Here is a 21,560-nt window from a genome sequence, read left to right as displayed (position 1 = left end):
AGGAGCGAGCTTGCTCGCGAACCGCATGGCACCGCGTTTGTTCGCGAGCAAGCTCGCTCCTACGAGAAGCCATGCTCGCCTGCAACGTAGGAGGACCTTGTCCGCGATAGCCGGAACCACCGGCGCGATTCGCGGATGAGATCCGCTCCTACGCCGCCCCACCCATGCCATTCCCCTGTAGGAGCGCGCCCTGCGCGCGAAATCGCAGGCAGGGCCTGCTCCTACAGGAGGTTGCCGATGGGCACGGCATATATCCCGTAGGAGCGGACTCCGTCCGCGATAGGCGTAAAACGCCAGCCTCCTAATGAAAACGGCCCCTCGCGGGGCCGTTCTGGTCGTCAGTGGGCCACAGCCTTCACCGTCCTCGGCGGCGCCTGCTCGGCGTGTTCGTTCTCCTCGTCGATCACCGGCACCTCGTTGCCGTCCTTGTCGAACAGCTTGCCGTCGAGGAAGTAGTCGCCCTCGTTCAGCGCCGCGATGTCGCGGTAGCGCAGGGTGCGTTCCTCGGCGGCGACGAATACCGACTGCTGGTCGGAGTTGCCGGTCTTGAAGTGGTTGAACAGCAGGTTCAGCGCGATGGCCATGATGGCCGAGGAACTGATGCCGGAGTGGAAGATGGTTTCCACCCAGCCCGGGAAGTTATGGTAGAAGTTCGGCGCCGCGATCGGCAGCATGCCGAAGCCCAGGGCGGTGGCGACTATCACCAGGTTCATGTTGTTGTGGTAGTCCACCTTCGACAGGGTGCGGATGCCGCTGGCCGCCACGGTGCCGAACAGCACCAGGCCGGCGCCGCCGAGCACCGCCGGGGGCACCGCGGCCACCACCCGGCCGACCACCGGCAGCAGGCCGAGGGTCACCAGGATCAGCCCGCCGGTGGCCACCACGTAGCGGCTCTTCACTCCGGTCACCGCCACCAGGCCGACGTTCTGGGCGAAGGCGCTCTGGGTGAAGGAGCCGAAGATCGGCGCCAGGATGCTCGACAGCATGTCGGCGCGCAGGCCGTTGCCCAGGCGCTTGGAGTCCACCCTGGTGCCGATGATCTCGCCCACGGCGAGGATGTCCGCCGAGGTTTCCACCAGGGTCACCAGGATCACGATGCACATGGAGATGATCGCCGCCACGTGGAAGGTCGGCATGCCGAAGTGGAAGATTTCCGGCATGGCCAGCATCGGGCCTTCGGCCACCTTGGAGAAGTCGGTCATGCCCGCGGCATAGGCGATGCCGGTGCCGATCACCATGGCCAGCAGGATCGACAGGCGCGAGATGGCGGCGCTGCCCAGCTTGCTCAGCAGCAGCACTATCACCAGGGTCACGGCGGCCAGGCCGATGTTGGCGGTGCTGCCGAACTCGGCGGCCTTGGGGTTGCCGCCCATGGCCCAGCGCGCGGCCACCGGCATCAGCGTCAGGCCGATGGTGGTGATGACCACGCCGGTGACCAGCGGCGGGAAGAACTTGGTGATGCGCGAGAACACCGGGGTGATCAGCAGGCCGATGGCCGAGGCCGCCATCACCGCCCCCAGCACGGCCGGGATGCCGCCGCCCTCGTAGCCGGTGGTGAGGATGGCGAGCATGGTCGCCACCCCGGCGAAGGACACCCCCTGCACCAGCGGCAGCTGGCTGCCGAAGAAGGGCAGGCCGAGGGTCTGCAGCAAGGTGGCCAGGCCTCCGGCGAACAGCGACGCGGCGATCAGGGTGCCGATCTCGGCGGGCGACAGGCCGGCGGCCTGGCCGAGGATCAGCGGCACGGCGACGATGCCGCCATACATGGTCAGAACGTGTTGCAGGCCGTACGCCAGGTTGGCGCCGACACCGAGGTTCTCGTCTTCCGGGCGGGTGCTGGAAGACGCTACAGCTGAACGGTCATTCATGGCTGGAGGACTCGCTTGTTTTGTTGTGCCGAGCAATGTAGACACGGTTGTGTGTGTTTGGCTACTACCTTGTATACAAAATCTTGCTCGACGCTCTGAACTATTTGATTAGAAAGAAAAAATAATCTTCCGTGAAATGCGCAGGCGGCTGCCTGCACGCCGCCCGGAGCGAAGCAAGAACCTGGCCAGGTCGTCAGGAATTTTGGATACAAGGGTGTCGCTGGTCGGCACGGCCCGCGTGGCGCGAGGGCCCGACCATCGGGGCGGCCATGGAGCGAGGTGGCCAGAGGGAAGAAGTGCACGGAAGTCGGGCGCCGCGGCCTCAAGATGGTGCTGTCCAGCGGGCGCCCGAATGAAAAACGCCGCGACGGGGAACCGTTCGCGGCGTTTTCGCAGTGGCCGGGGAGGGGCTTCAGATCATGAAGCGCAGGATGTCCGCCCGGTTCATCTCGGTGCGGCCTTCCTCGTACCAGCGCGGGATGACGTCCTTCAGGCCTTCCTTGGTGTCGTCCAGGTTGAACGGCGCCGGGTAGCGCTTCTTGCGGTAGGAATAGATGTAGTAGGTGCCGTCGCGGTAGAGGATGCGGTCGAAGGTGTAGAAGGCGATGTGCGAGCCGTTGCAGCGCGCGGTCAGCACCACGTCGCCTTCCTCGTAGGGCAGGGCGCCCTCGGCGCATTCGTAGGTGAAGAACTCGCGTACGTCGTCCCAGTCCACGCCGCTGCTGGCGCGCAGGAAGCCCTCGGCGGTGGTCTCGGAGTCCTCGGAGTGGTCGCTGTACCAGATGAACAGCGGGATGCTCTGGTTGGACTCCTCGCCCAGCCAGCTCTCGCCGTCCAGGTACTGCGCGGTGCGCGCCAGGCCCGCCTGCATGCGGCGGTGGTTCCAGCGGTAGGTTTCCAGGGCCTCGTCGAAGGCCTCGCTGTCGCTGGCCGGCAGCACGCCCTCGGTGGCCTTCAGCGCCTCGACGCGGGCCAGGTGCCCGGCGTAGAGCGCGGCGTCCTGGATGACCACGGCATTGTCGCGGGACAGGCCGACGCCCAGTTCGGTGAAGTTGGCGCTGCCGAGGATGACGATGTCCGGCTCGACCAGGTAGAGCTTCCAGTGGATGCTCTTCTGGTAGCGGAAGTCGACGGACAGCGCCAGGTCGTCGCCGCCCTCGCCGATGCAGTACTCGATGAAGTCCGGGGAGGTGAAGGAGTTGATGGTCCCGACCACTATGTCCAGACGGTTGCCGTTGGCGCGCAGGCTTTCCACCAGGGGTTCGGTGCCGGCGGCGAAGGCGGTGACGACCGTGATCTTCTTGTCGCGCTGTTGGCCGAGGTAGCCCGCGAGGTCGTTCTGATTATCGAGGATCTGCATAGGTTCTCCAGCAGCATGGGTTCCGCAAATGTAGGCATTGTCGCACGCCGGTGGGGGAGGTTTCACGCTTGGCGCGAAAAGGCTTGCGGTAGAGCAGGGGGCTTGGTTTTTTGTAGGAGCGAGCTTGCTCGCGAACCGTGCTCGCCGGCGGCCATGGTGTTTCCGGTTGACTCCGAACCCTCTCCCCAGCCCTCGGCTGCGCGCCCCGCCCTGAAGGGAGAGGGGGCTTGTCCGTGCCGAGAGAAGGAATGGTTTCAGCCGGAAACCTGCGGCGTTGCCGGCTAACTCTAAAATACCCGAGCACGCCGAACGGTCCCCTCTCCCTTCAGGGAGAGGGTTAGGGAGAGGGTGCTCTCAACCTCAGCCCCGCAACTCCCAGTGAACTCTGTTCGCGAGCAAGCTCGCTCCTACGAAAAACCAACCAAAAAAAGCCCGCCATACGGCGGGCCGAAGCGGAACCAAAGGCGTCTTTCAGTCGCCCATGCCGTCGTCGATGGCGATGCCCTGCCTGCGCATCGCGGCGATCAGCTGGGCGCGGGTTCCCGGGAGGTTGAGCATGGTTTCGTGACGGATCCCCGCTACTTCCTCCGCGGTGTACGGCTTGTAGTCCGCCGGCATGCTCTTGCCGGCCATGCCGTCCTCGCGCAGCAGCCAGTTGAGCATGTCCGCCAGTTGCGCATCGCTCAACGCCGACATGGACATGCCCGGCACCCGCACCAGGAACTGGCGGCCGCCGTCTACCTTGAGGAAGTTGCCGACGAAGCCGAGCATCCTCGGCACGTCGTTGGACTTCGAGCCGGCGCCGTCGGACAGGTGGCAGCCGGCGCACTGCAACTGGTAGTTGGTGGCGTTGCTGTAGCCGGCCTGGGCGATCGGCGTCTGCTCCGCCTCGTTGCCCGGCGCGTGCTTCTGGTGCGGGTCGGGAATGCTGCGTGCCTGGGCCATGGGCATGGCCAGCAGGCACGACAGCCCGAGGGTCAGCAGCGAGCGTTTCATGGCTGACCCCGCGCCCTACACGGCCACGCCGCGGATGACCGAGACGGTGCAGTGGTAGATGTGCGACTTGGCCGCCAGGCACCAGTTCACGTCGTTGTTGTTGAACGGACGGTAGGCCGGTTCCTCGCTGTCGTTGCGGGTGCAGGCGCACTGGTTGCAGCTGTGCTTACCGCAGCAGTCGTTATAGGAAATGATGTAGTTCTTGCCGTCGGCCGGGTTGTGGCAGGTGCCGACCCAGGCCACCTGGGACACCTCGGTGCCCGGCGGGCAGCTGGACACGCTGCCGCCGCAGCAGGAGCAGAGGAAGCCGTCGATGGAGCAGTAGCGCCAGTAGTCGCAGCTGTTGGGGTCGCCCGGGTCGCCGGCCATCGGCTTGTCGGCGGCCAGGGCCTTGCCGGTGCGGTCGATGGGCAGCAGCACCGGCAGCGCGGCGCCGGCCACCAGCAGCGAACCCATGCGCGAGAGCAGCTTGCGCCGCGAGGTGGTGTCGGCGATGCGGCGGGAGGAGCGCTCGAAGAGCTGGTCGAGGAATTTCATCGGTTATCCCTTTTTATTGTCAGTGGGCGCTGTGCGAGTGCGCATGGCCAGGCTCGTGGCTGTGAACCTGAGGCTGCTGCGCCTGCAGGTACTGCTGCAGGGTGGCGCTGCCCAGGTGCTCGGCCTCGAACAGGCTGTCCAGGTGCTCGCGGGAGTTGACCAGGCCCTTGGCGCGCAGGATGCCGGCCTTGTCGATCAGCGCCGCGTAGGGCAGCTTGCCGATCTGGTAGGTCATGCCCACTTCCGGGCCGACCACGTAGGTGGCGCCTTCGAGCTTGTGCTCGGCGATCAGCGCCTGCTGAGCGGCCGGCTCGCCGTCGCTGACGAAGACCACGTCCAGGCGGTGCGCCTGTTCCTTGGCGATGGACTTGATCGCCGGCAGCAGCGACTTGCAGATCGGGCAGGTGGGCGAGAGGAAGAACAGCAACTGGGCCTTCTCGCCGGCGTAGCCGAAGTTCACCGGGCGGCCTTGGCGGTCGGCGGCGGTGACCTGCGGGGCCGGTTCATTGACCGATACGCCCTTGTCGACCATCAGCGCGCCGGCCGGGGCGATGCGCCCGTGCAGCACGCCGATCTGGCGCACCAGGCCCATGACGACGAAGGCCAGTGCCAGCAGCAGGCACCAGAGCAGGATGTTGGAAACGATCATGGCTTCCATGGTTCACCTTCCAATGAGTTTGAGCAGACGGGGGCCGTTGGCCAGCAGGCCATCGGCGGCGACGTAGAGGAGCAGGGCGACGGCGCTGGCGGCCAGCGTCACGAAGCCGTCGAACAGGCCCAGGTCGCGGGCCTGCGGGTGCAGGCTGGCGAGCAGGGCCAGGGCGATGAGCACGGCGTTGCGCGCCAGCAGCACCGGGCGCAGCGGCTGGGCCTGGTCGGGCCCGGCGCAGCCGCAGTCGATGTCGCGGCGGCCGCGCCACAGGTTGATGCCGATGGCCGCGGCGTACAGGGCCAGCAGCGCGGCGGCGGCCAGGGCCGCCAGCGAACGGCTGGCCGGCACCAGCAGGGCGAAGGCGACGCCGCCCTCGACCAGCGGCAGCACGCGGGCGGCGGGCTTGAGCAGGGCCTGCGGCAGCAGCCGGTAGTCCTCCAGCTGCCGGGTGAAGCGCCCCGGCGCGCGCCACTTGTGGCTGGCGGCGCTGGCCAGGATCACCGCCACCGAGACGGCGGCGGCGATCACGTAGATGGGATCGGGTTGCATGGTCATGCCTCTATATCAGTGGGTCAGGACCTGGGTGGCGGTCTTGGCGATCTTCTCCACGGTGCCGGTGTGCTTGCCGGCCTTCAGGTCGAAGATCTCCAGGCCGCCCTCGACGTTGGCGCCGTACAGCAGCGGGGCGTCGTCGCTGGTGGCGGTCATGCTCCAGACCGGGGCCGGGGCGCTGAGGGTGCCGATCTTCTTCTGCGTCTTCAGATCGTAGACCCAGATGTCGGTGCTCGGGTCTTCCCACTTCATCGGCTCGTGCTTGTCGTGCATCAGCACGTACAGGCGGTTCAGCTTCGGCGCCAGGGCCAGTTCCTGCCAGCCGCCGGGAGCCCAGCCGGCCTTGCGCTCGGCGTCGGTGACCAGCGACCAGGTCGGCAGCACCTTGGGCTGCTTGCCCGAGAAGTCGATGGTGTGGATCACGCCTTCGGTGGTGGTGAAGTAGTAGGTCTCGCCATCGTTGATGGCGCGCTCCACCAGCTTCTCCTTGTTCGGGTCGAAGAACGGGGTGCGGCTGCGCGCGGTTTCCTTGCCGTCCTCGCCGAGGGTCACCAGCTGCACGCTGCCGTCGCCGCACAGCGAGGCGAAGGCGCGCTTGCCCACCGGGTAGTTGAGCACGCAGCCGGGGATGGCGATCTCGGCGGTCACCGCCTTGGCCTGGGTGTCGACCACGGTCACCGAGGTGGACGGGGTGAAGTTGTAGACGTAGGCGAAGCGGTCGTCGCCGCTGACCGCCAGGCCGTAGCGCTGGGTCAGGGATTCGGAGCGCTTGCTGGGGATCACCACTTCCCAGGTGGGGGCCAGGGTGGAGGTGTCCCAGGCGGTCAGCACGTCGGTGCGGGTGCCGCGGGTGCCGCGCGAGTAGTACAGGTCGGCGGTGTACAGGGTGCGCTGGTCGTGGCTGAGGGTCGAAGGCGCGGCGAAGCCGGTGCTGACCATGCCGAGCATCTTCTTCTGCTGCGGGTCCACCACGGTCACGCGGCCGGTCACGAAGCTGTCGAATTCCACGTCGACGACGTAGGCGCGGTGCGGATCCGGCGGGAACGGCAGGGTCGTCTGGCCGACGGTCTCCGGCGGCAGGTCGGCGAATGCGCCGCCGACGGCGGCCAGCGAGACGCCTAGCGCCAGCGTGGTACGAGCAAGGATCCTGGTTATTCGCATGGGGGGTGGCTCCCTCGATTTTATTGGATGGTCGGCCCGCGGATCGGTGTGGGCAGAAGACTGCAGCCCTAGTCTGCCCCGCGCTGCCCGGTGCTGCCTTGTTCTGCGTGCCAAGCCCTTGTGTGTCCCTGACAGGGCTTGCGCCGGTGTGCCAGGGCAAGGATCGACGCGGTTCGGGCGCCGCGCCTCACCGTTGGTCGGCGGGCGCGGCCAGTGGCAGCGAGACGCAGAACATGGCCCCGCTGGGCTCGACGTTCTGCGCCCAGATGTCGCCGCGGTGGCGCGAGACGATGTTCCTGCACAGCGCCAGGCCAATGCCGTTGCCGCTGACCTTGGAACTGAAGAAACCGTCGAACAGCCGCTCCCGGGCGCCGGCGTCGATGCCGCGGCCGCGGTCCTCGACGCAGAGCAGGGCGCTGCCGCCCTGGCGCCGGGTATGGATGCGCAGCACGCGGCGCTCGGCGGGCAGCTCGGCCATCTCCTCGATGGCGTTGAAGGCCAGGTTGAGGATCACCTGGCCGATCAGCACCTTCTCGCAGCTCACCGGCAGCGCCTCGGCGCAGGGCGCCAGTTCCAGGCGCACGCCGGCCGGCTGGCCCTTGAGGTCGATGAAGTAGCGGGCGTCGGCCAGCAGCTCGTTGAGGTCGACGCACTGCTCGGCCTGCTCCAGGCGCACCACGTACTCGCGCACGCTCTTGATGATCTCCGAGGCGTGCTCGATCTGCCGCACCGCGCTGTCCAGGCCCCAGGCCACGTTCGGCTCGACCTCGCCCTGCTGGCCCAGGCGGATCACCGAGCCCTCGATGAAGTTGCGCGTGGCGGCCAGCGGCTGGCTCAGCTCGTGGGCGATGGCCACGGCCATCTCGCCCATGGCGTTGTAGCGCGCCAGGTACTCCAGCTTCTGCTCGCTCTGCCGCCGGGCTTCCTCGGCGCGCACCTGTTCGCTGACGTCGCGGAACAGCAGCAGGTGGCCGCAGAGGTCGTCCTCGATCTCGATGTAGCGGCAGGTGGCGTGGTGCCAGCGCCAGTCGCCGTCGCCGCGGCGCAGGTGGTAGGCGACGCTGTAGGGCTCGCGGGTGGGCGGCGTGCGGCCCAGGTGCTGGCGCAGGCGCTGGCGGGACTTCTCGTCGCAGGCGTCGAGGAAGTTGCGCGCCAGGCTCCGGCGGTCCGCGGCGCCGAGCAGGGCCAGGGCGGAATCGCTGATGAAGCGGATGTCGCCGTCCGGGCCGAGCACCGCCACGCCTTCGGCCAGGTCCTGCATGAAGGCCTTGAGGCGGCTCTCGGTGCGCTTGAGGTCGCGCCTGACCTTCTCCTCCTTGGAGATGTCGCGGAACTGCACCATCAGCACGTCGCGCTCGGCCAGGTGGACCAGGGTGGCGGTCGCCTCGGAGAGGATGTCCACGCCCTGCTTGGAGCGGTAGCACCACTCGATGGCGCGCTGCCCGGTGCGCGCCGCGCCTTCCAGCCAGCGCAGGCCGATGGCGCGGCGGTACTTGGGCGCCGGGTTGGTCATGTCCGGGGCCTTCAGCGGCACCAGTTCCTCCAGGCTGAAGCCCAGGGCCCGCAGCGCGGCGCTGTTGGCCCAGAGGATCTCCTTGGTCTGGGCGTCGTGCAGCAGGATGCACAGCGGCATGGCCTCGATGAGGGCGTGGAAGTCGGTTTCGGCGGGCTGGAACATGGCGGCGGCTCTTCAGGGGCGCGTCCCCGAACGCGGGGTACGGCTTTTTATAGCGCGCAGCCTAGCGCGTCGGCGCTAGGAAACAACCCGGCGGGCACTAGGGGATTCCTTTAGTTCGCGGGCGGCACGCCCCAATAGAGGCCCGCTCGGCGCGCTCCCTACACTGGGCCCCATCGACGGCCGCCGGCTCCCACCGGACGGCCGGCCCACAAGAACACAGGGAGACGCCCATGCCGCGTTCAGCCGCCGCCGCCACAGATTCGCCCCTCGCCAGCCGTGCCGACCTGTTCGAGCAGGTGCTCGGCGAGGTCCGCCAGCGCCGCGACGAGTTCGATGCCCGTTCCCACGTGCCGCGCGACATGATCGAGCGCTTCATCGAGGCCGGCATCTACCGCTCCGCCACCCCGCGCTGCTTCGGCGGCGACGCCCTGCCGCCGGCCGACTTCCTGCGCCTGATCGAACGCATCGCCGAGGCCGACGGCTCCGCCGGCTGGGTGGCCAGCTTCGGCAGCGCCAGCACCTATCTCACCGCCTTGCCCCGCGAGACCCTCGCCGAGCTGTACGCCGACGGCCCGGACCTGGTGTTCGCCGGCGGCCTGTTCCCCATCCAGCCGGCCGAGCAGGTGGCGGGCGGCTGGCGTGTCAGCGGCACCTGGAAGTTCGCCAGCGGCTGCAAGGGCGCCGACGTGCTCGGCGTCGGCATCGGCCTCGGCGGCCCCGGCGGCAAGCCGCGCACCGCGCTGCTGCGGGCCCGCGACGTGGAGATCGTGGAGAACTGGGAAGTCGTCGGCCTGAAGGGCACCGGCAGCCACGACCTGCGCCTGGACAAGGTCTTCGTGCCCGATGCCTGGACCTTCATCCGCGGCGGCCAGAGCAGCATCGACGAGCCGCTGTACCGCTACCCGACCATCGCCTACGCCGCCCAGGTGCTGGCGGTGGTCAACCTGGGCCTGGCCCGCGCCGCCCTCGACGAGATCGCCCGCATGGCCTCCGGCAGCGGCGTGACCGGCGCGCCGAAACTGGCCGACCGCGCCTACGTGCGCATCGAGCTGGGCAAGGCCGAGGCGCAGTTGCACGCCGCGCGGGGCTTCTTCTACGACGCCACCGGGCAGGTGTGGGAGTCCATCCTCGCCGGCAACCCGGTGACCCCGGAGCAGGTCAGCCTGCTGCGGCTGTCCGCCGTGCACGTCTCGCGGGCCGGCGCCGAGGTGGTGCAGCGCGCCTACGGCCTGGCCGGGACCACCGCCATCTACCTGCGCCACCCGCTGCAGCGCTACCTGCGCGACGCCATGGTGGTGACCCAGCACGCCTTCCTCAGCGACGGCATGTACGACGGCGCAGGTTCCGTGCTGCTCGATGTGCCGCCGTTCCCCGGCTACCTCTGATCGACCACAAGGACAAGAAACCATGACCCGACCCACCGCCGAACCCATGCGCGTGCTGTTCTGCATCGGCATCACGCAGAACTTCTTCGACCTGCCCACCGGCGAAGGCATCAGCGTCTGGAAGGGCTTCAGCCAGATGCTGGGCGAACTCGGCGCGCTGCCGGGGATGAACGTCCTCGGCGTGCTCGACGACGACCGCCTGATGGTCGGCGCCTCCAACACCGCGCCCTGGACCGTGTACATCATGGCCGACGTCGATTGCCACCAGACCGTGGTCGACGCCTGCAACCTGTTCCGCACCGTGCAGGTCGGCCAGTACAGCCTGTGGAAGTACGCCAGGATCGAGGCCCGCGTCGGCCGCCCGCTGACCATTCCCGAAGCGGCGCGGAGCTGAGCCATGGGCCAGGCCCTGGAGCTGTTGCAAGCGCGCCTGGAACGCCTCGAAGGCGAAGCCGCGGTGCGTCGCCTGATGGCCCGCTACATGGACCTCTGCGACGTGCCGCGCGGCAGCCTGGCGTTGCAGCATGAGCTGGCCGAGCTGTTCAGCGAGGACGCCGTCTGGGAAGGCCTGGGCGCGCGCGCCGAGCAGAGCTTCGGCCGCCACCAAGGCCGCGAGGCGGTGGCCGCGTTTGTCGCCGGCTACCTGCCACCGGCCGAGCACTTCGCACTCAACCTGCACTTCCTCGGCAGCGAGTCGATCGAGGTCGGCGAGGGCGGCGACACCGCGCGCGGCCAGTGGCTGATGCAGCAGCTGTCGACCTACGCCGACGGTCGCAGCGAGCTGTTCGGCACCCGCCTGCAGCTGGACTTCCGCCGCCTCGGCGACACCTGGCAGATCACCCATTTCCGTACCCGGCGGCTGCTGGCCATGCCGCTGGGCGCGCTCGCGGAGGGCGAGGCATGAGCATCTTCGTCAGCGAATTCGTCATTGAATTAGAACTCGGCGGCGCCGGCAAGCGCGTCGCCATCAAGGACACTATCGACATCGCCGGCTACCCGACGCGTTGCGGCAGCCGGGCGCTGGCCGACAGCGCACCCGCGCAGCGCCACGCCGAAGTGGTGCAGCGGGTGCTGGACGCCGGCTGGCGCATCGTCGGCAAGACCAACCTGCACGAGCTGGCCTTCGGCGTCACCGGGATCAACGACTGGAGTGGCACGCCGCTCAACCCGCAGGCGCCGGACCGCGTGCCCGGCGGCTCGTCCAGCGGCTCGGCCGCCGCCGTCGGCGCGGGGCTGGCGGACATCGCCCTGGGCACCGACACCGGCGGCTCGGTGCGGGTGCCGGCGGCCTGCTGCGGCGTGGCCGGGCTCAAGCCCAGCTTCGGCCGCGTCAGCCGCGCCGGCGTGCACCCGGAGCACAGCAGCCTGGATTGCGTGGGCCCCTTCGCCGCGAACATGGCCGAGCTGGTCGCCGCCATGCAGGTGATCTGCCCCGGCTTCGGCGCCGTGAACCCGCCAGGCGCCAACGCCCGCGTGGCCTTCCTCGAAGTGCCCGCCGACCCGCACATCCAGGCCTGCCTGGGCGCCGCCGCCGACCGCGCCGGCTGGCGCCGGGCGAGCCTGTACCTGGGCGAGTTCGAGGCGGCCTTCGAGGCAGGCCTTATGGTCATCAACCACGAGAACTGGGCCGCTCTCGGCCAGCTCACCGGCAAGGGCCTGCTGGGCGCCGACGTCGAGCAGCGCCTGCTCGCCGCCGGGCGCACCAGCGCCGCGCAACTGGCCGAGGCCGAAGGCGTGCGCGCGAGCTTCACCCGCGCCATCGATTCCGCCCTGGACGACTACGAAGTGCTGCTGCTGCCGACCCTGGCCAGCCTGCCGCCGCTGCTCAGCGATGCGCGCAGCGGCAGGAGCGTGGCCGCGCTGACCGCCCTGGTCCGCCCGTTCAACCTCAGCGGCCACCCGGCGCTGAGCGTGCCGGTGGAGCTGGAGCACGGCGGGCTCAAGGTCGGCTTGCAGGTCATCGGCCGCAAGGGCGACGACGAACGCGTCTGCGCCTTCGGCGCGCAGCTGGAACAGGCATTGGCCGCCGAGCGGCCGACGAACAAGAAAATGGCATGAGGAGACACCCATGAGCGCCCCCGAATACCGGCTGATCGCCAAGACGGGCAGCCCCGAGCAACTGGTCCAGAGCGACCGCGTCGACGTATCGCTGTACCACGACCCGGCGCTGTTCGAGGCCGAGCTGGAAAAGATCTTCTACCGCACCTGGGTGTGGGTCGCCCACGTCAGCGAAGTGCGCAACCCCGGCGACTTCAAGACCACCATGATCGGCCGCCGGCCGGTGATCGTGGTGCGCGACAAGAAGGGCGCGATCAACGTCCTGGAGAACCGCTGCCGCCACCGCGGCGCCACGGTCTGCGAGAAGCACAAGGGCAACGCCACCGGCTTCACCTGCCCGTACCACAGCTGGTCCTACGGCCTGGACGGCAAGCTGCGCGCGCTGCCGTACCCGGACGGCTACGAGGACATCCTCGACAAGGCCGAGCTGCCGCTGACCAGCCTGCGGGTGGAAAGCTACGCCGGCATGATCTTCGCCAGCTACGACGCCGACATCGAGCCGCTGGAAGACTTCCTCGGCGGGGCGAAGCACTGGATGGACCTGTTCATGAAGCAGGGCGCGGGCTTCCCGATCAAGGTCCAGGGCGAACACAGGTTCACCTTCAGGGGCAACTGGAAAATCCAGCTGGAGAACACCACCGACGGCTACCACTTCCCCATCGTGCACAAGTCGTGGATGTCCTCGGTGGACGACGAGACCAGCGAGATGCTCTCGTTCATGACCGACCCGCAGGCGGTGACCCACGCCCTGGGCAACGGCCACAGCGTGATGGTGATGGTGCCCGAGCACGTCGACCTCGACCACGACGACGGCACCGAGCAGTTGCAGGAGCGCTTCGCCCACGTCACCGAGGAGCTGTCCAGGACCATGGAGCCTGCACAGGTGCGCCGCATCGTCCGCTCGCTGCACGGCGCCGGCTTCAACCTCAACCTGTTCCCCAACGTGGCCATGTCCATGTCGTTCTTCCGCGTGCTGCGCCCGGTCTCGGTCACCGAGACGGAAATCCGCCACGTCGCCCTGGGCATGGACGGCGGCCCGGAGATCGCCAACCGCGAACGCCTGCGCATCCACGAGCACTTCCAGGGCCCGTTCGGCTTCGGCAGCCCGGACGACGCGGAAGCCTGGGACCGCGTGCAGCGCGGCTCCTACGCCGGCCCCGAGGCGCCGATCCTGGTCAACCGCGGGCTGAACCGCGAGGTGCTGGCCGAGAACGGCGACAAGGTTTCCCACGCCACCGACGAAGGCGGCATGCGCGAGGCCTACCAAATGTGGAAGAGGATGATGAGCCAATGAGCAACGACACCCTGAACGGCTTCTCCGGCCCGCTGGCCAAGGCCATCGAATTCATCTGGCGCGAAGCCGAGCTGCTCGACCGCAAGGACTACGCGCAGTGGAGCGCGCTGTGGAGCGAGGAGGGCATCTACGTGGTGCCCATCGACGCCGAGGGCGACGACTTCTCCGCCAGCCTCAACTACGCCTTCGACGACGCGCGCATGCGCGCTCTGCGCATCGAGCGCCTGAGCGCCGGCTTCTCGCCCTCGGCGGTGGATTCGGCCAGGACCGTGCGCACGGTGTCGCGCTTCCGCCTGGTGGAAGCGGCCGGCGACCTCGTCGAAGTGCATTCGGCGCAGATCCTCTACGCCTACAAGCGCGGCGTGCACACCCCCTTCGTCGCCGACCTGGAGCACCGCATCCGCTTCGCCGCCGAAGGCCCGCGCCTGGAGCGCAAGGTGGTGCGCCTGATCAACGCCCAGGACGCCCTGGGCGCCATCGGCTTCCTGCTCTGAGGACCCGTCCATGACCCGTACCGCACTCGTCACCGGGGCCTCCCGCGGCCTCGGTGAATGCATCGCCCGGCGCCTGCACGGCGCCGGCTACCGCGTGGCCCTGGCCGACGTGCGCCTGGGCGACGCCCAGCGCTTGGCCGATGAGCTCGACCCCAGCGGCGCCAGCGTGCTGGCGGTGGAACTGGACGTGCGCGAGAAAGCCGACTTCGAACGCGCCCGCGACCTGTTGCAGGCCAAGTGGGGCGGCTGCGACATCCTGGTGAACAACGCCGGGGTGTCCAGGGTCGCCGCGCTGATGGAGATCACCCCGGAGGAGTTCGACGCCTCCCTGGCGGTGAACCTGCGCGGCACCTTCGTCGCCTGCCAGGTGTTCGGCGCGCACTTCGCCAGCCGCGGCTTCGGCCGCATCGTCAACATCGCCTCGCTGGCCGGGCAGAACGGCGGCACCGCCACCGGCGGGCACTACGCCGCGGCCAAGGGCGGGGTGGCGACCCTGACCAAGGTCTTCGCCCGCGAACTGGCGCCGGCCGGCGTCACCGTCAACAGCATCTCCCCCGGCCCGCTGGACCTGCCAGTGGTGCGCGAGACGGTGGCTCCGGAGCGCCTGGAACAGATCCTCAAGACCATCCCGGTGGGCCGCCTGGGCGACCCGGACTACGTGGCCGACAGCGTGCTGCTGCTGGCCGCCGACAACGCCGCCTCGGTGACCGGCGCCTGCTGGGACATCAACGGCGGCCTGTTCATGCGTTGAGGTTTACGCAGGACTCCCAGTACACACCGTACAACCCCCTCTCCCTTCAGGGAGAGGGCTGGGGAGAGGGAGCCGAGGTACGAGTGAGCACCCCGGCATACCCCACACCCCGAATCCACGCCTTGCAGGTAACAACAATGATGAAGGTAAGAATCGAAAGGATCGTCGACGAAGCCCTGGACATCCGTTCCTTCCGCCTCGTGCGCGCCGACGGCCAGCCGTTCGACGCCTACGAGCCGGGCGCCCACGTCGACGTCACCGGCCCCACCGGGGTGACCCGCCAGTATTCCCTGTGCAGCCCGCCGGAAGATCGCGCCGCCTACCTGGTGGCGGTGAAGAAGGAAGCCGCCTCCCGCGGCGGCTCCGCGGCGCTGCACGAACAGGTGGAAGAGGGCATGGAGCTGGAGATGGGCGCCCCGCGCAACCTGTTCCGCCTGGCCCCCGAAGCCCGCGAGCACGTGATGTTCGCCGCCGGCATCGGCGTGACGCCGCTGCTGAGCATGGCCTACAAGCTCAACGCCAGGGGCGAGCCCTACGTGCTGCACTATTTCGCCCGCTCGCCGGAGCATGCGGCGTTCGTCGAGCTGCTGTCCGGCCCGGTGTTCGCCGGCAAGGTGGAATTCCACTACGGCGTGGAGCCGGCCGACCTCGAAGCCGAACTGGCCGCCTGCCTGGCACGCGCCCCGGTGGCGGCCCACGTCTACACCTGTGGTCCGGCGCCGTTCATGAACAAGGTGGTGGACGTCGCCAAGCGCAGCCGCAGCGAAGACACCATCCACCTGGAGCACTTCCAGGCCGACCCGGCCGCCAACGCGGCCCCGGCCGGCAGCTTCGAGGTGGAGCTGGCCAGCAGCGGCGTGGTCCTGCAGGTGCCGGCCGACGCCAGCCTGGTGGACGTGCTCCAGGCCCACGGCTGCGACATCGACACCGAATGCCGCGAAGGTATCTGCGGCACCTGCATCGTGGAAGTGCTGGAAGGCGAACCGGAACACCGCGACAACTGCCTGTCGAGCAAGGAGAAGGCCTCGAACAGGCAGATTTGCGCCTGCGTCTCGCGGGCCAGGTCGGCGCGGTTGGTGCTGGACCTCTGAACCAGACGGCGGATAACGCTTCGCGTTATTCGCCCTACGCCGAGCCCGGCCGTTGCGTAGGGCGTATGACCGTTCGCGGTTATACGCCGATACACCCAGGCGCCACGTCACTTCGTGGCCAACCCCGAAGCGCTCTTTGGCCAAGGCCAAGCGGCGGATAACGCTTCGCGTTATTCGCCCTACGCCGAGCCCGGCCGTTGCGTAGGGCGTATAACCGTTCGCGGTTATACGCCGATACACCAGGCGCCACGCCACCTCGTGGCCAACCCCGAAGCGCCCCTACGGCACCCCCAGGTCCAACACCTCCCGCACCAGCAGCGCAATGCTGGAAACCCCCATCTTCTCCTTGATCTTGGTGCGGTGCACATCCACCGTCTTCACGCTGATGTTCAGCTCGCGGGCGATCACCTTGCTGGCCTTGCCGTCGATCACCATGCCCAGCACCTCGCGCTCGCGCCCGGTGAGCAGGTCCAGGCGCTGCTGCAGCTGGCGCTTCTGCTCGGCGCCGGCGTGCACCTGCACCGCGGCCTTGAGCGCGGCCTGGATGCGTTCGAGCATCTGCTGCGGGTTGTAGGGTTTCTCGACGAAGTCCAGGGCGCCGTTCTTCATGGCCTGCACCGACATGGGGATGTCGCCGTGGGCCGAAACGAAGATGATCGGCAAGGCCGCGCCGCGCTCGTTGAGCATGCTCTGCAGCTGGAAGCCGCTGGTTTCCGGCATGCGCACGTCGAGCACGAGGCAGGCGGGGGTGGTGGCGTCGTAGTGGGCGAGGAATTCCTCGGCGCCGGCGAAGCACTGCGCCTGGATGCTGACCGACTCCAGGAGCCAGGCCAGCGAGGTGCGCAGGTCCTTGTCGTCGTCGACGATGTACACAACGGGTTTGCGGGTATCCATCAGGGCACTGCCACGGTTCTTCTTATTAGGTCTGGCTCGCAGTCTTCGCTGCGGCACGCACGGGCGGGCGCGCGGGCGCCCAGGGGCCAGCATACCCAGGCGGGGCGGCGCTGGCGATAAAGAAACCCCCTAGTCGACTAAAGGCCAGCCACCGCCGCCATGGGATTCGCCTGGATACCGCGCCTGGCCGCGCGGCCGTAGATTGGCAAGCATCGACAACCGGCCACAAGGGCGCGCCATGAACAACCTGAGCCAGACCCAGATCGACTTCCGCAACGCCATGGCGCGGCTGCCCGCCGCGGTGAACATCATCACCAGCGACGGCCCCGGCGGGCGCTGCGGCATCACCGCCAGCGCGGTCTGCTCGGTCACCGACTCGCCGCCCACGCTGCTGGTGTGCATCAACCGCGGCAGCGCCAGCCACGAACCCTTCCGCGCCAACGGCCACCTGTGCGTCAACGTGCTGCGCGGCGAGCAGGAAGAGCTGGCCCGGCACTTCGCCGGCATGACCCGGGTGCCCATGGAGGAACGCTTCGCCTCGGCCCTCTGGGAGGACGGCGTGGCCGGCGTGCCGGTGCTGCGCGACGCCCTGGTCACCCTGGAAGGGCGCATCAGCGAGTGCAAGGAAGTCGGCTCGCACTCGGTATTGTTCGTCGAGCTGGAACGCGCCGCGGTGCGCGAGCAGGGCGACAGCCTGGTGTACTTCAACCGCCTGTTCCACCGCCTGGACGGCGTCTCGGCGGCGGCCTGAGGGCCGGGGCGGGGCACCTCCATCACTGCGCGGCATGAGTACTATCGACGCCGACGCGTGGTCATGCGCCGGGCATGCCGTTAGAGTCCGGCTCAAAGCCACGCCTGCACGGCAGCCGTGCGGGCCCAGACTGGAGCCTCCATGAAGTCCCTGTCCGAAACCGCCTTCTCCATGCTCGACCTGGTCCCCATCCGCGACCAGGGCTCCGTCGCCGAGGCGCTGAACAACGCCGTCGAGGTGGCCCGCCACGTCGAGCGCCTCGGCTTCACCCGCTACTGGCTGGCCGAGCACCACAACATGGATGGCATCGCCAGCTCGGCCACCGCCGTGCTGATCGGCCACATCGCCGGCAAGACCGCGCGCATCCGCGTCGGCTCCGGCGGGGTGATGCTGCCCAACCACCCGCCGCTGGTGATCGCCGAGCAGTTCGGCACCCTCGCCAGCCTCTACCCGGGGCGCATCGACCTGGGCCTGGGCCGCGCCCCCGGCGCCGACCAGGCGACCCTGCGCGCCCTGCGCCGCGACCGCCTGCTGGGTGACGGCGAGGACTTCCCGGAACAGGTCGCCGAGCTGGAAATGCTCCTCGGCCCGCGCCGCCCGCAGCAGAACCTGCTGGCGATCCCGGGGGAGGGCACGCGGGTGCCGATCTGGCTGCTCGGTTCCAGCCTGTTCAGCGCTCGCCTGGCGGCGGAAAAGGGCCTGCCCTACGCCTTCGCCTCGCACTTCGCGCCGCGCTACCTGCACGACGCCCTGCGCATCTACCGGCAGAACTTCAGGCCCTCGGCCATCCTCGAGCAGCCCTACGCCATGATCGGCGTGCCGCTGATCGCCGCGCCCACCGACGAGGAAGCCGAATACCTGGCCACCACCGCCTTCCAGCGCGTGCTGGCGCTGATCCGCGGCGAAAGCCTGAAGCAGAAGCCGCCGGTGGAGCGCATGGCCGGCCTGTGGCTGCCCCACGAGCAGGAGGCGGTGGGCAACTTCTTCGGCCTGGCGGTGATCGGCGGCCCGGAGAAGGTGCGCAGCCGCCTGGAGATACTGCTGGAGCAGACCGGCGCCGACGAGATCATCTTCACCAGCGATATCTACGACCACGCCCTGCGCCTGCGTTCGCTGGAGATCGTCGCCGGGCTGCGTTGAGCGCCACCAGCTCTTCGTAGGAGCGAGCTTGCTCGCGAACCGCCCCGCTGCGGAGGATCGGTTCGCGAGCAAGCTCGCTCCTACAGATTCCGCTTCCCCGCTCCTGCCGTTTGACCTTCGCCGCCGGCCGCTCGGAAACGAGCCTTGGGGCTCTGGCATGTTCCCGGGCTCGGCCATGGAGGTGTCGGGAAGCGAGGTGTATCGGCGTATAACCGCGAACGGTTATACGCCCTACGCGGCGGTCGGGCTCGGCATAGGGCGAATAACGCTCCGCGTTATCCGCCGTTTGGCCGTGATCCCGGGCGACGCCGAGGTTGACCTTGGCGTTATCCGCCGTTTTGGCTGTCCAATCCGCTCAGCCAGAACGGTCCCTTTCGACATTGCCGCCGCGCCGTCGCGGCGCGAACATCCCGGTACTCCCTACAAGAACAAGCCAGGAGTTCCGCGATGCGCCCTTATGCTGCCGCCGTTGCCGAGTTCGATTACGCGGCCACCGCCCGAGACACCCTTGCCGGTAGCCTCGATGCCCTCAACGCCTGTGTCGAATGCTGCGACCGCCACGCCCAGGCCGGTGGCGTCGCCCTGTACTGGGAGGGCCGCAACGGCGAACGCGCCGAGTACAGCTTCGCCCAGCTGCAGGCGCTGTCCGCGCGGTTCGCCAACCTGCTGCACGACCTGGGCGTGCGCCCCGGCGACCGGGTTTCCGGCATGCTGCCGCGCACCCCCGAGCTGCTGGTCACCATCCTCGGCACCTGGCGCCTGGGCGCGGTCTACCAGCCGCTGTTCACCGCCTTCGGGCCCAAGGCCATCGAGCACCGCCTGGGCATCGCCGGCAGCCGCGTGCTGGTCACCGACGCCGGCAACCGCGCCAAGCTGGACGAGGTGCCCAACGCCCCGCAGGTGATCACCGTCAGCGGCGGCCAGGCGATCCCGGCCGGCGACCTGGATTTCTGGGGCGCCCTGGAAGGCCGCTCCGAGCAGTTCGAACCGGTCATGCGCCGCGGCGAAGATCCGTTCATGCTGATGTTCACCTCCGGCACCACCGGCCTGGCGAAGCCCCTGGCGGTGCCGCTAAAGGCCATCCTGGCGTTCACCGGCTACCTGCGCCACGCGGTGGACCTGCGCTCCGAGGACCGCTTCTGGAACCTGGCCGACCCGGGCTGGGCCTACGGCCTCTACTACGCCGTCACCGGCCCGCTGGCCCTGGGCCACGCCACCACCTTCTACGAGGGCGCCTTCAGCGTCGAAAGCACTTGCCGGATCATCCGCCAGTTCGGCATCACCAACCTGGCCGGCTCGCCCACCGCCTACCGCATGCTCAAGGCCTCCGGCGAGGAAGTGGCACGCGAGATCAAGGGCTGCCTGCGCGCGGTGAGCAGCGCCGGCGAGGCGCTGACCCCGGAGGTGATCCGCTGGTTCGCCGAGGGCCTCGGGGTGACCATCCACGACCACTACGGGCAGACCGAACTGGGCATGGTCCTGGCCAACCATCACGCGCTGCAGCACCCGGTGCACCTGGGCGCGGCCGGCTACTCCATCCCCGGCCACCGGGTGGTGGTGCTGGGCGAGAACGGTGAGGAGCTGCCCGCCGGCCAGCCCGGCATCCTGGCCATGGACCGCACGCGCTCGCCGCTGATGTGGTTCGCCGGCTACCAGGGCATGGAAACCAAGGCCTTCGTCGGCGACTACTATCTCAGTGGCGACACCGTGGAGCTGAACGCCGACGGCAGCATCAGCTTCGTCGGCCGCTCGGACGACCTCATCACCACCTCCGGCTACCGCGTCGGCCCCTTCGACGTGGAAAGCGCGCTGATCGAGCACCCGGCGGTGATGGAGGCGGCGGTGATCGGCAAGCCCGACCCCGAGCGCACCGAGGTGGTCAAGGCCTACGTGGTGCTGTGCCCGCACCACCAGCCCAGCCCAGAACTGGCCGAGGAACTGCAGCAGTACGTGCGCAAGCGCCTTTCGGCCCACAGCTACCCGCGGGAGGTGGAGTTCATCGCCGAATTGCCCAAGACCCCCAGCGGCAAGATCCAGCGCTTCCTCCTGCGCAACCAGGAGATCGCCCGGCAACGCGAGGCGGCCGAACGCGCGGCCGCGCAGAACTGATTCGGAGAGATTCCATGCACATCCAGGACAAGGTATTCCTCATCACCGGCGGCGGCTCCGGGCTCGGCGCGGCCACCGCGAAGACCCTGGTGGAGTCCGGCGGCCGCGTGCTGCTGGCCGACGTCAACGCCGACGCCGCGGCCGCGCGCGTCGAGGAGCTGGGCTCGGCCAACGCGCGCTTTATCCGCACCGACGTCACCAGCGAGGCCGACGGCCGCGCCGCCGTGGAGGCCGCCCTGGCCAACTTCGGCGCGCTGCACGGGCTGGCCAACTGCGCCGGCATCGCGCCCGCCGAGAAAGTCCTCGGGCGCAACGGCCCGCATGGCCTGGAGAGCTTCGCCCGTGCCGTCAACATCAACCTGGTCGGCAGCTTCAACATGCTGCGCCTGGTCGCCGAGGCCATGGCCCGCAATGAACCTGATGCCGGCGGCGAGCGCGGCGTCATCATCAACACCGCCTCGGTGGCGGCCTTCGACGGACAGATCGGCCAGGCCGCCTACGCCGCGTCCAAGGCCGGGGTGGTCGGCATGACCCTGCCGGTGGCCCGCGAACTGGCGCGCCACGGCATCCGCGTGATGACCATCGCCCCCGGCATCTTCGAGACGCCGATGATGGCCGGCATGCCCCAGGAAGTCCGCGATTCCCTCGGCGCCAGCGTGCCGTTCCCGCCGCGCCTGGGCCGCCCCGACGAGTTCGCCGCGCTGGTGCGGCATATCGTCGAGAACAGCATGCTCAACGGCGAAGTGATCCGCCTCGACGGCGCCATCCGCATGGCCGCCAAGTGACAGG

At 68.9% G+C, this 21,560-nt stretch carries 21 protein-coding genes; 12 read left to right on the top strand and 9 right to left on the bottom strand.

Annotation, left to right across the window (positions count from 1 at the left end; genetic code table 11):
• Positions 1-338: 338 nt before the first annotated feature.
• From PKO50_RS16370 to PKO50_RS16335, 8 genes are all read right to left on the bottom strand, one after another.
• Positions 339-1,868, bottom strand: a complete 1,530-nt coding sequence (locus PKO50_RS16370) for a nucleobase:cation symporter-2 family protein (RefSeq protein ID WP_109934783.1) — start codon at positions 1,866-1,868, stop codon at positions 339-341.
• 412 nt (positions 1,869-2,280) lie between these two features.
• Entirely contained in the window at positions 2,281-3,228 is a 948-nt protein-coding gene (locus PKO50_RS16365) for a phospholipase D family protein (RefSeq protein ID WP_109934784.1), read from the bottom strand.
• 471 nt (positions 3,229-3,699) lie between these two features.
• On the bottom strand, positions 3,700-4,224 hold the full coding sequence (locus PKO50_RS16360; RefSeq protein WP_089393742.1) for a cytochrome C: 525 nt from the start codon (positions 4,222-4,224) through the stop codon (positions 3,700-3,702).
• 15 nt (positions 4,225-4,239) lie between these two features.
• Positions 4,240-4,761 (bottom strand): methylamine dehydrogenase light chain, encoded by a 522-nt coding sequence (locus tag PKO50_RS16355; RefSeq protein ID WP_009622218.1) that lies wholly within the window; start codon positions 4,759-4,761, stop codon positions 4,240-4,242.
• A 19-nt stretch (positions 4,762-4,780) separates the two neighbouring features.
• Positions 4,781-5,419, bottom strand: a complete 639-nt coding sequence (gene mauD / locus PKO50_RS16350) for a methylamine dehydrogenase accessory protein MauD (protein WP_109934785.1) — start codon at positions 5,417-5,419, stop codon at positions 4,781-4,783.
• 3 nt (positions 5,420-5,422) lie between these two features.
• Entirely contained in the window at positions 5,423-5,962 is a 540-nt protein-coding gene (locus tag PKO50_RS16345) for a MauE/DoxX family redox-associated membrane protein (RefSeq protein ID WP_109934786.1), read from the bottom strand.
• Positions 5,963-5,977: 15 nt separating this feature from the next.
• The gene (locus PKO50_RS16340; RefSeq protein WP_109934787.1) at positions 5,978-7,126 is read right to left on the bottom strand and encodes an amine dehydrogenase large subunit; all 1,149 of its coding nucleotides are present in this window, start codon (positions 7,124-7,126) and stop codon (positions 5,978-5,980) included.
• Between the two features lie 187 nt (positions 7,127-7,313).
• Positions 7,314-8,804, bottom strand: coding sequence for an ATP-binding protein (locus PKO50_RS16335; protein ID WP_109934788.1), 1,491 nt, complete (start codon positions 8,802-8,804; stop codon positions 7,314-7,316).
• A 230-nt stretch (positions 8,805-9,034) separates the two neighbouring features.
• Between PKO50_RS16335 and PKO50_RS16330 the strand changes: the two genes are divergently transcribed.
• From PKO50_RS16330 to PKO50_RS16295, 8 genes are all read left to right on the top strand, one after another.
• The gene (locus tag PKO50_RS16330) at positions 9,035-10,189 is read left to right on the top strand and encodes an acyl-CoA dehydrogenase family protein (protein ID WP_109934789.1); all 1,155 of its coding nucleotides are present in this window, start codon (positions 9,035-9,037) and stop codon (positions 10,187-10,189) included.
• A gap of 22 nt (positions 10,190-10,211) precedes the next feature.
• A complete protein-coding gene (locus PKO50_RS16325; protein WP_109934790.1) occupies positions 10,212-10,583 on the top strand; it encodes a hypothetical protein in 372 nt (123 codons plus the stop codon).
• Between the two features lie 3 nt (positions 10,584-10,586).
• A complete protein-coding gene (locus tag PKO50_RS16320) occupies positions 10,587-11,093 on the top strand; it encodes a nuclear transport factor 2 family protein (RefSeq protein ID WP_109934791.1) in 507 nt (168 codons plus the stop codon).
• Positions 11,090-12,247: an amidase gene (locus PKO50_RS16315; protein ID WP_109934792.1), complete on the top strand. Its 1,158-nt coding sequence runs from the start codon at positions 11,090-11,092 to the stop codon at positions 12,245-12,247. Before PKO50_RS16320 ends, PKO50_RS16315 begins: the two co-directional genes overlap by 4 nt.
• Before the next feature lie 10 nt (positions 12,248-12,257).
• The gene (locus PKO50_RS16310; protein WP_109934793.1) at positions 12,258-13,541 is read left to right on the top strand and encodes an aromatic ring-hydroxylating dioxygenase subunit alpha; all 1,284 of its coding nucleotides are present in this window, start codon (positions 12,258-12,260) and stop codon (positions 13,539-13,541) included.
• Positions 13,538-14,035: an aromatic-ring-hydroxylating dioxygenase subunit beta gene (locus PKO50_RS16305; RefSeq protein ID WP_109934794.1), complete on the top strand. Its 498-nt coding sequence runs from the start codon at positions 13,538-13,540 to the stop codon at positions 14,033-14,035. Before PKO50_RS16310 ends, PKO50_RS16305 begins: the two co-directional genes overlap by 4 nt.
• A 10-nt stretch (positions 14,036-14,045) precedes the next feature.
• Positions 14,046-14,786 (top strand): SDR family oxidoreductase, encoded by a 741-nt coding sequence (locus tag PKO50_RS16300; RefSeq protein WP_275630319.1) that lies wholly within the window; start codon positions 14,046-14,048, stop codon positions 14,784-14,786.
• Positions 14,787-14,923: 137 nt separating this feature from the next.
• Entirely contained in the window at positions 14,924-15,877 is a 954-nt protein-coding gene (locus PKO50_RS16295) for a PDR/VanB family oxidoreductase (RefSeq protein ID WP_275630318.1), read from the top strand.
• A 279-nt stretch (positions 15,878-16,156) separates the two neighbouring features.
• Here the strand turns inward: PKO50_RS16295 and PKO50_RS16290 are convergent, their stop codons facing one another.
• Positions 16,157-16,771, bottom strand: coding sequence for a response regulator (locus PKO50_RS16290; RefSeq protein WP_089393729.1), 615 nt, complete (start codon positions 16,769-16,771; stop codon positions 16,157-16,159).
• Positions 16,772-17,009: 238 nt separating this feature from the next.
• Between PKO50_RS16290 and hpaC the strand changes: the two genes are divergently transcribed.
• The 4 genes from hpaC to PKO50_RS16270 all read left to right on the top strand — a co-directional run bounded on the left by hpaC (position 17,010) and on the right by PKO50_RS16270 (position 21,556).
• On the top strand, positions 17,010-17,522 hold the full coding sequence (gene hpaC, locus PKO50_RS16285) for a 4-hydroxyphenylacetate 3-monooxygenase, reductase component (protein ID WP_089393728.1): 513 nt from the start codon (positions 17,010-17,012) through the stop codon (positions 17,520-17,522).
• A 141-nt stretch (positions 17,523-17,663) separates the two neighbouring features.
• The gene (locus PKO50_RS16280) at positions 17,664-18,662 is read left to right on the top strand and encodes an LLM class flavin-dependent oxidoreductase (RefSeq protein ID WP_275630317.1); all 999 of its coding nucleotides are present in this window, start codon (positions 17,664-17,666) and stop codon (positions 18,660-18,662) included.
• Between the two features lie 447 nt (positions 18,663-19,109).
• Positions 19,110-20,771 (top strand): acyl-CoA synthetase, encoded by a 1,662-nt coding sequence (locus PKO50_RS16275; RefSeq protein ID WP_109934797.1) that lies wholly within the window; start codon positions 19,110-19,112, stop codon positions 20,769-20,771.
• Positions 20,772-20,785: 14 nt separating this feature from the next.
• A complete protein-coding gene (locus PKO50_RS16270; RefSeq protein ID WP_109934798.1) occupies positions 20,786-21,556 on the top strand; it encodes a 3-hydroxyacyl-CoA dehydrogenase in 771 nt (256 codons plus the stop codon).
• Positions 21,557-21,560: the final 4 nt, after the last annotated feature.

Source organism: Pseudomonas sp. 273 (assembly GCF_029201425.1).
Classification (GTDB): Bacteria; Pseudomonadota; Gammaproteobacteria; order Pseudomonadales; family Pseudomonadaceae; genus Pseudomonas; species Pseudomonas delhiensis.
This window is presented reverse-complemented; position numbering and strand designations above follow the sequence as displayed.

Bases quoted from the DNA above. Each gene is read 5' to 3' on its own strand.
- hpaC (WP_089393728.1), top strand. From the start codon at position 17,010: ATGAACAACCTGAGCCAGACCCAGATCGACTTCCGCAACGCCATGGCG.
- PKO50_RS16320 (WP_109934791.1), top strand. From the start codon at position 10,587: ATGGGCCAGGCCCTGGAGCTGTTGCAAGCGCGCCTGGAACGCCTCGAA.
- PKO50_RS16335 (WP_109934788.1), bottom strand. From the start codon at position 8,804: ATGTTCCAGCCCGCCGAAACCGACTTCCACGCCCTCATCGAGGCCATG.
- PKO50_RS16300 (WP_275630319.1), top strand. From the start codon at position 14,046: ATGACCCGTACCGCACTCGTCACCGGGGCCTCCCGCGGCCTCGGTGAA.
- PKO50_RS16365 (WP_109934784.1), bottom strand. From the start codon at position 3,228: ATGCAGATCCTCGATAATCAGAACGACCTCGCGGGCTACCTCGGCCAA.
- PKO50_RS16360 (WP_089393742.1), bottom strand. From the start codon at position 4,224: ATGAAACGCTCGCTGCTGACCCTCGGGCTGTCGTGCCTGCTGGCCATG.
- PKO50_RS16370 (WP_109934783.1), bottom strand. From the start codon at position 1,868: ATGAATGACCGTTCAGCTGTAGCGTCTTCCAGCACCCGCCCGGAAGAC.
- PKO50_RS16270 (WP_109934798.1), top strand. From the start codon at position 20,786: ATGCACATCCAGGACAAGGTATTCCTCATCACCGGCGGCGGCTCCGGG.
- PKO50_RS16290 (WP_089393729.1), bottom strand. From the start codon at position 16,771: ATGGATACCCGCAAACCCGTTGTGTACATCGTCGACGACGACAAGGAC.
- PKO50_RS16355 (WP_009622218.1), bottom strand. From the start codon at position 4,761: ATGAAATTCCTCGACCAGCTCTTCGAGCGCTCCTCCCGCCGCATCGCC.
- PKO50_RS16310 (WP_109934793.1), top strand. From the start codon at position 12,258: ATGAGCGCCCCCGAATACCGGCTGATCGCCAAGACGGGCAGCCCCGAG.
- PKO50_RS16345 (WP_109934786.1), bottom strand. From the start codon at position 5,962: ATGCAACCCGATCCCATCTACGTGATCGCCGCCGCCGTCTCGGTGGCG.
- PKO50_RS16295 (WP_275630318.1), top strand. From the start codon at position 14,924: ATGATGAAGGTAAGAATCGAAAGGATCGTCGACGAAGCCCTGGACATC.
- PKO50_RS16330 (WP_109934789.1), top strand. From the start codon at position 9,035: ATGCCGCGTTCAGCCGCCGCCGCCACAGATTCGCCCCTCGCCAGCCGT.
- PKO50_RS16325 (WP_109934790.1), top strand. From the start codon at position 10,212: ATGACCCGACCCACCGCCGAACCCATGCGCGTGCTGTTCTGCATCGGC.
- PKO50_RS16275 (WP_109934797.1), top strand. From the start codon at position 19,110: ATGCGCCCTTATGCTGCCGCCGTTGCCGAGTTCGATTACGCGGCCACC.
- mauD (WP_109934785.1), bottom strand. From the start codon at position 5,419: ATGGAAGCCATGATCGTTTCCAACATCCTGCTCTGGTGCCTGCTGCTG.
- PKO50_RS16280 (WP_275630317.1), top strand. From the start codon at position 17,664: ATGAAGTCCCTGTCCGAAACCGCCTTCTCCATGCTCGACCTGGTCCCC.
- PKO50_RS16305 (WP_109934794.1), top strand. From the start codon at position 13,538: ATGAGCAACGACACCCTGAACGGCTTCTCCGGCCCGCTGGCCAAGGCC.
- PKO50_RS16340 (WP_109934787.1), bottom strand. From the start codon at position 7,126: ATGCGAATAACCAGGATCCTTGCTCGTACCACGCTGGCGCTAGGCGTC.
- PKO50_RS16315 (WP_109934792.1), top strand. From the start codon at position 11,090: ATGAGCATCTTCGTCAGCGAATTCGTCATTGAATTAGAACTCGGCGGC.